The sequence below is a fragment of the Lentibacter sp. genome (genome assembly GCF_029254145.1).
In the GTDB taxonomy this organism is placed as follows: domain Bacteria; phylum Pseudomonadota; class Alphaproteobacteria; order Rhodobacterales; family Rhodobacteraceae; genus Lentibacter.
Window position 1 is genome coordinate 1 of record NZ_JAQWYD010000096.1, and the last position, 6119, is coordinate 6119.

Sequence of the window (6119 nt, forward strand, 5' to 3'; positions counted from 1 at the left end):
TCGGCTGTCAGGTTGATCTGAGGTATCACAAGCTTGAGCCCGGTGAGCGGCCACGCCCGCCAGCGCCTGTTGTTTTGCTCGCCCAGAGCGAGGCGGGCTATGAACATCTGATGAAGCTCAACTCCTGTCTTTATATCGACAAGGGCGGCGAGCTGCCGCAAGTGACGCTGGCGGAGTTGCGCGCGCATTCTGGCGATCTGATTTGTTTGACTGGCGGGCCAGACGGTCCTGTGGGGCGGCTTTTGCGCGCGGGGCAAGAACCTGCGGCGCAGGCGCTGATGGATGCGTTGGCGGATATGTTTGGCGACAGGCTCTATGTTGAGCTTCAGCGCCATCCGTCTGAAGACGGTAGCACGCCAGAGGCCGAACGCCTGACAGAGCGCGGCTTTGTCGAAATGGCGTATGCTATGAACCTTCCGCTTGTGGCGACCAATGATGTCTATTTCCCGAAGTCGAGCATGTATGAGGCGCATGATGCTCTGATCTGTATTGCTGATGGGGCCTATGTGGACCAGCAGCACGACCGCCGCCGCCTCACGGCGCAGCATTATATGAAATCACCCCGCGAGATGGCTGTCTTGTTTGCCGACTTGCCAGAGGCGCTCGACAACACCATCGAGATTGCCAAGCGCTGCGCCTTTAAGGCCTATAAGCGTGATCCGATCTTGCCGAAATTTGCCGATGACGAGGTTGTCGAACTGCGCCGTCAGGCGAATGCGGGCTTGCAGGCGCGGCTGGCTGTTATTCCGCATGCTGTGTCTGTTGAGGACTATCAGAAGCGGCTCGACTTCGAGCTCGATATTATTGAGGGCATGGGGTTTCCGGGCTATTTTCTGATCGTTGCGGACTTCATCAAGTGGGCCAAGGACAATAACATCCCTGTCGGGCCTGGCCGAGGCTCGGGCGCGGGCAGTCTTGTGGCTTATGCGCTGACGGTGACGGACCTTGACCCTTTGCGCTACTCGCTGCTGTTTGAGCGGTTCTTGAACCCTGAACGGGTCAGCATGCCCGACTTTGACATCGACTTTTGCATGGATCGCCGTGAAGAAGTGATCCGCTATGTGCAGGAGAAATATGGCCGCGATAAAGTTGGCCAGATTATTACTTTTGGCGCGCTGCTCTCAAAGGCGGCTGTGCGCGATATTGGCCGCGTGTTGCAGATGCCTTATGGGCAGGTCGACCGGCTTAGCAAGATGATCCCTGTGGAAGGGGTGAAGCCTGTCAGCATCGAGAAGGCTTTGGCCGACGAGCCGCGCCTGCGCGAAGAGGCGAAGAACGAAGAAGTTGTCGCGCGCTTGCTTGACTACGGGCAGCAGGTTGAGGGGCTTTTGCGCAATGCTTCGACCCATGCGGCGGGTGTTGTTATTGGCGACCGTCCTTTGGACGCGCTTGTGCCGCTGTATCAGGATCCGCGCTCGGACATGCCTGCGACGCAGTTTAACATGAAGTGGGTTGAGCAGGCGGGGCTCGTGAAGTTTGACTTCTTGGGCCTGAAGACCCTTACAGTGATCCAGAACGCTGTGGACCTTATCCATGCTGAGGGGCGCGATTTGCACCAAGCAGCGGATGGCACGCAGCTTTATCAGCCACCTGCGGGGGCCGAGAATGATATTGGTGCGATCCCGCTGGATGACGTCAAATCATACGAGCTCTATGCACGGGCCAAGACTGTGGCCGTGTTTCAGGTGGAAAGTTCGGGGATGATGGATGCGCTCAAGCGCATGAAGCCCACATGTATCGAGGATATTGTTGCGCTTGTTGCGCTCTACCGCCCTGGCCCGATGGAGAACATCCCGACTTACTGCGAGGTGAAGAACGGGCTGAAAGAGCGGGAGTCTGTACATCCGTCGATTGACCATATTCTTGAAGAGACGCAGGGGATTATTGTTTACCAAGAACAGGTTATGCAGATTGCTCAGGTTATGGCGGGGTATAGCCTCGGCGGCGCGGATTTGCTGCGCCGTGCGATGGGTAAAAAGATCGCTGAAGAAATGGCCAAAGAACGCCCCAAGTTTGAAAAGGGGGCGATGGAGAATGGTGTCGACAAGAAGAAGGCCTCCGAGGTTTTTGACTTGCTCGAAAAATTTGCCAACTACGGATTTAACAAATCGCATGCGGCGGCCTATGCTGTGGTCAGCTACCAGACCGCTTGGCTGAAGGCGAACCACGCTGTCGAGTTTATGGCTGGCGTGATGAACTGCGATATCCATCTGACTGATAAGCTGGCTGTCTACTTTGAAGAGGTTCGCAAGGGGCTCGAGCTGAAGTGGGAGCCGCCCTGTGTGAACCGTTCGGGGGCGACATTTACGGTTAAAGACCAAGTGCTGCATTATGCGCTGGGGGGGCTGAAGAACGTCGGTGTGGAGGCGATGAAGCTGATCACCGAGGCGCGCGGCGACGCGCCTTTTGTGACGCTGTTTGACTTTGCACGTCGGGTGGACCTCAAGCGTGTGGGCAAGCGGCCTCTGGAGATGCTGGCGAGGGCGGGGGCATTTGATGTGCTCGATCGCAACCGCCGCCGTGTGTTTGACAGCCTTGAAGGCTTGATGGCTTATTCGGCGGCTGTGATGGAGCAGAAGAACTCCAGCCAAGTGAGCCTGTTTGGCGAGGCGGGGGATGATCTGCCGGAGCCGCGGCTTTCGCCTGTGCAGGACTGGCTGCCTGCGGAGCGGCTGGGCGAGGAGTTTAAGGCTGTCGGTTTTTACCTATCGGGACATCCGCTTGACGACTACATGGCGCCGCTCAAGCGCAAGCAGGTGATCACGCTGGAAGAGGTGGAAGCGCGCGCGCAGGGCGGGCCATTCCTCGCAAAGATGGCGGGTGTGATTGCCGGGCGCCAAGAGCGCAAATCGGCGCGGGGGAACCGTTTTGCCTTTGTGCAGCTTTCGGACGTGAGCGGGGCCTATGAAGTCACCGTCTTCAGCGATACGCTCGAAAAGGCGCGCGAATATCTCGAAGTGGGTGCGAAAGTTGTTGTGACTTGTGAGGCCACGATGGAGAGTGACCAGCTCAAGCTTTTGGCGCGCAGCTTTGCGCCGATTGATGCGGTGGTGGCGGATGCGGGGCAGACGGGGCTTAAAATCTTTGTCGAAGATCAGGGCGCGATCAGCGCTGTGGCCGAAGTGCTGGCGAATGCGGCCAAGGCGGCGCAGGGCGCGGGGAAAGGGCCGTTGCATTTCTGCCTGATGGATCCGAGCCTGCCTGGCGAAGTTGAGCTGACAGCGGGACGCGATTTTCCGATTTCGCCGCAGATCAAGGGCGCGATCAAGAGCTTGTCGGGGGTTGTCGAAGTTCAGGATATCTGAGGCCAGCAGGAAACCGCGGAATATTTACCAAGATTTATCCGTGCTGGACCAATGGTTACCAAATGGTTAAGACGCGTGAAAGGGAGAGGGTAAGCTTCATGACGCGTTGGTTTTTATGTTTGTTTTTGGTTGCTGTGACTGCTGGCTGCTCTGACCCTTTAAGCAAAATGACGCGGCTGACGGATGTGGAGCTTCAGGAAAGCTCTGATGTGGCGTCTGCTGTGGCTCTGCCCAGTGCCGCGCAAGATGAACGTCCGCTTTTTGAACGTCTGTTTAGCACACCAGAAGACCCTGTCGCCGATGCGGTCGATGAGGCGGTTAAGAGCCTTGAGGGCGAGGCGGAGCTGAATGCTGAGCTTGCCCCAGCCTTGCCGCTGGCCGAAGGGGAGGCCCTTGCTGATGAAACGACAGGCGAAATACCAGATGAAACAGATGTCGCCGCTCTAAGCGAAGACGCGCAGCCACGCTCGCTTTTTGGCTTTTTGAAGCCGAAACAAAACGAAAAATCGCACCCGGAAAATGGTGTGGAAGAATTGGCCGAAGCGGAGAAGCTTGCACCGGAAGCCGAGGTTGTGGAGGCGTCTTTTACACCAGAGACTGAGGCGCGCGAACCGCGCAGAGGCGGGGGGCTGTTCAGCCGGAAGAAAGCCGCTGTGCTGACAGGACCAGATGCGCAAGAGATTGCGCCAGGAACACCGCTGGCCTTTGGCGAGATTGCGCGGGTTTGTGCCTTGCCCAAAGCGGAGATGGGCCAACACGTAGAGACGGCGGGAAAATACCGCCTTTATGACAGTGCAGTGGGTAGCACGGAACAACGCCCTTTTTTCATCACAGGATTTGACGACGGCTGCCCTCGTCAAGTGACGGGGGCGCTGGCGCTTTTTGCGAGTGCACAAAGCCACGAAATGATGCGCTATGGCGCGCCATGGAAGGGCAAGCCGTACTCAGAGACCGACAAAGCTTATGAGGCTGCCAAGAAAGACATTTGCGGCGTGGGCAAAGGCAAGCCTTGTCGCGCGAAGATGGACCAGCTGGAAAAGACCACAGCCTTTATCACGGTCTATGACCGCTTTGTGGATGCGCTCAGCTGGCGCAACGTGCTTTTACACGATGGTGCTGTCCTTGCGATGGAGTGAGGGCTCGGCTCTCAAGGCTCCATAACGATGGTTTAATGTGGTTTAGTAATGAGGTGGGCGTTCGTCGCCGCCGAAGATATGTCCGCCTTCGGAACGGTTGCGGCTGGCCTCTGCGTCCAGCAGGATTTGGACCTGCCGCGTGAGCAAGGCGATCTCTGTGTCTTGGCGCGCGATCACTGACGAAAGCTCGTCTGTTGTGCGCTCAAGGTGCGCGATTTTTTCTTCAAGAGATTCCATGGCGTTTCTTTAGCGGGTTTCTGATCTGCATCATAGCCCCGCTTTCAGGAGGCTGACAGACTTGGGCTGTTGAATTGGTTTGGAGGTATTGAGATGCGCAAGTTTATGATCGCTTTATTGGGGGCCAGTGCTTTGGTGGGCGCGGCTGAGGCCTATGACGGGGAGCAATTTGTGGTCTGCAAGCTTAACCCGCAGGGTGATAACTTTCTGGCGCTGCGGAGTTGTGGCTCTACCAGTTGCAATATGATCCGCAAACTGGGGCCAGATACCTTTGTGATCACCATGGAGCCCTATGCGACAAACGGTTGGCGCCAGGTGATTGTACAGCAAAACTCGCAGGATTGGACTTATGCAGGGGTAAGCGGCTGGGTTTATGGCAAATATATTTGCCGTGTCGATCTAAGCGAATAAGGCTCTGTTCTTGCTCCTTGGGGCGTGATCCTTTAGAGCCTGCTCACGAGAATTAGACCGTTTCAGGCAAGGACACCCCGATGGCCAAGGAAAAGAAAGCCCCACGCCCCAAGGCGCAGACGCCCAAGGGCTTCCGCGACTATTTTGGCGAGGATGTGAGCCAGCGCGCAGACATGCTGCGCGTGATCACAGGGGTGTATCACCACTACGGGTTTGACGCGCTGGAGAGTGCCGCTGTTGAGACGGTGGAGGCGCTGGGCAAGTTCCTTCCCGATGTGGACAGGCCCAACGAGGGCGTCTTTGCTTGGCAGGAGTTTGACGAGGACGACAAGGGCGACTGGCTGGCCTTGCGCTATGATCTGACTGCGCCTTTGGCGCGGGTCTATGCGCAGCACCGCAACGAGCTTCCGACGCCTTACCGCCGCTATGCTATGGGCCCTGTCTGGCGCAACGAGAAGCCAGGGCCAGGGCGCTACCGCCAGTTTTACCAGTGTGATGCGGATACCGTCGGGACGGCCTCTGTGGCTGCCGATGCGGAGATCTGTGCGATGCTTAGTGATACGCTGGAGAAGGTCGGAATTGCGCGCGGCGATTATATTGTGCGGGTGAACAACCGTAAGGTTCTGAACGGTGTTCTGGAGGCGATGGGCGTGTCTGATGCGGGGCAGCAAGCAGACGTGCTGCGCACCATCGACAAGTTTGACAAAGTGGGGGAGGCGGGTGTGCGCCAGCTTCTGGGCAAGGGGCGTTTGGACGCGTCTGGCGCTTATATTGATGGCGTGGGCTTGAGTGATGCACAGGCCGAGCCTGTGGTTCAATTCCTGATCGCGAAGGGCGCGAGCAACGCAGCGACGCTTGAAAACCTGCGCGGTGCTGTTGGCGACAGTGCGATTGGCGCGGAAGGCATTGGCGAGCTCGCCGAGATTGCGGGGCTTCTTGAGGCGCAGGGCTATGGCGCGGACCGTATTGTGATTGACCCCAGCGTTGTGCGCGGCCTTGGCTACTACACTGGCCCTGTTTACGAGGCCGA

General features: G+C 57.6%; 5 protein-coding genes. 4 read left to right on the forward strand and 1 reads right to left on the reverse strand.

Annotated elements, in window-relative coordinates; genetic code table 11:
- On the forward strand, positions 1–3305 hold a 3305-nt coding region (dnaE, locus tag P8O11_RS11185; RefSeq protein WP_300294236.1), incomplete at its 5' end, for a DNA polymerase III subunit alpha.
- 98 nt (positions 3306–3403) lie between these two features.
- Positions 3404–4441, forward strand: coding sequence for a hypothetical protein (locus tag P8O11_RS11190; RefSeq protein WP_300294237.1), 1038 nt, complete (start codon positions 3404–3406; stop codon positions 4439–4441).
- A gap of 42 nt (positions 4442–4483) precedes the next feature.
- Here the strand turns inward: P8O11_RS11190 and P8O11_RS11195 are convergent, their stop codons facing one another.
- On the reverse strand, positions 4484–4678 hold the full coding sequence (locus P8O11_RS11195) for a SlyX family protein (protein ID WP_300294238.1): 195 nt from the start codon (positions 4676–4678) through the stop codon (positions 4484–4486).
- Positions 4679–4771: 93 nt separating this feature from the next.
- Here P8O11_RS11195 and P8O11_RS11200 point away from each other — a divergent pair, with 93 nt between their 5' ends.
- On the forward strand, positions 4772–5089 hold the full coding sequence (locus P8O11_RS11200; RefSeq protein ID WP_300294239.1) for a hypothetical protein: 318 nt from the start codon (positions 4772–4774) through the stop codon (positions 5087–5089).
- An 80-nt stretch (positions 5090–5169) separates the two neighbouring features.
- Positions 5170–6119: ATP phosphoribosyltransferase regulatory subunit (locus P8O11_RS11205; protein WP_300294240.1), on the forward strand; the 950-nt coding region annotated here is incomplete at its 3' end.

Bases quoted from the DNA above. Each gene is read 5' to 3' on its own strand.
- P8O11_RS11190 (WP_300294237.1), top strand. From the start codon at position 3,404: ATGACGCGTTGGTTTTTATGTTTGTTTTTGGTTGCTGTGACTGCTGGC.
- P8O11_RS11195 (WP_300294238.1), bottom strand. From the start codon at position 4,678: ATGGAATCTCTTGAAGAAAAAATCGCGCACCTTGAGCGCACAACAGAC.
- P8O11_RS11200 (WP_300294239.1), top strand. From the start codon at position 4,772: ATGCGCAAGTTTATGATCGCTTTATTGGGGGCCAGTGCTTTGGTGGGC.